Consider the following 823-nt stretch of genomic DNA (forward strand, 5'->3'; position numbering starts at 1 on the left):
ATTCCCGCGCTGGGCCTGCTCTATGGCATGGACCAGCAACTGGCGCAGGGCACTGCCCTGGTGATGATCGCGCCCAATGTGCTGATCGGCTTCTGGCAGTACCGCCGGCGCGCCGACATCGCGCTGCGCACCGCGGTCGTGCTCGGGCTGTCGGCGGTACTGGCGACCTATGCCTCGGCGCGCCTCGCCACCGCCATCGACGCCGTCTTGCTGCGCCGCATCTTCGCCTGCTTCATGATCGGCCTGGCGCTCTACTTCCTCTGGCGCCTGCTGCCCGGGCGCGCCGCCACGGTGCAGCAAGCCCGCCTGTCACCGCGCTGGATCCCGGCGCTGGGCGTGGTCGGCGGCGCCTTCTCCGGCTTTTTCAGCGTGGGCGGCGGGGTGGTGGCCGCGCCGGCCCTGGTCGGGCTGTTCGGGTTCCGGCAGGCGGCGGCGCAAGGCCTGGCGCTGGCGCTGGTCACGCCCGGCGCGGTGGTGGCGCTGGCCACCTACGCCCATGCCGGCCACGTCGACTGGGCCAGCGGCATCCCGCTGTCGCTCGGCGGCATGCTGACCATCTCGTGGGGCGTGGCGCTCGCCCACCGCATGCCGGAGCGGCGGCTGCGCGCGGCGTTTGCGCTGTGCCTGATCGCCACCGCCGGGATCATGCTGGCGCGCGGCTAGCCTTGCAGGCCGTGGCGCCTGTGCCACTCGGCAAGCGACTCGGAGGGCCAGGTGCCGCAGTGCACGTGGCCCCGCCCCTTGGGCCACATCGACCCAGGGGCCGCGGACAAAATACAGCGCGGCCTCCACCACCCTCCGACGCTTGGCAGCGGCGTATCGA

General features: G+C 73.0%; 1 protein-coding gene. It reads left to right on the forward strand.

Features of this window, described 5'->3' with window-relative positions:
* Positions 1-663 (forward strand): sulfite exporter TauE/SafE family protein (locus tag OR16_RS38700; protein ID WP_050983251.1); only part of this gene is annotated, 663 nt, incomplete at its 5' end.
* Positions 664-823: the final 160 nt, after the last annotated feature.

The organism is Cupriavidus basilensis OR16, from assembly GCF_000243095.1.
Classification (GTDB): Bacteria; Pseudomonadota; Gammaproteobacteria; order Burkholderiales; family Burkholderiaceae; genus Cupriavidus; species Cupriavidus basilensis_D.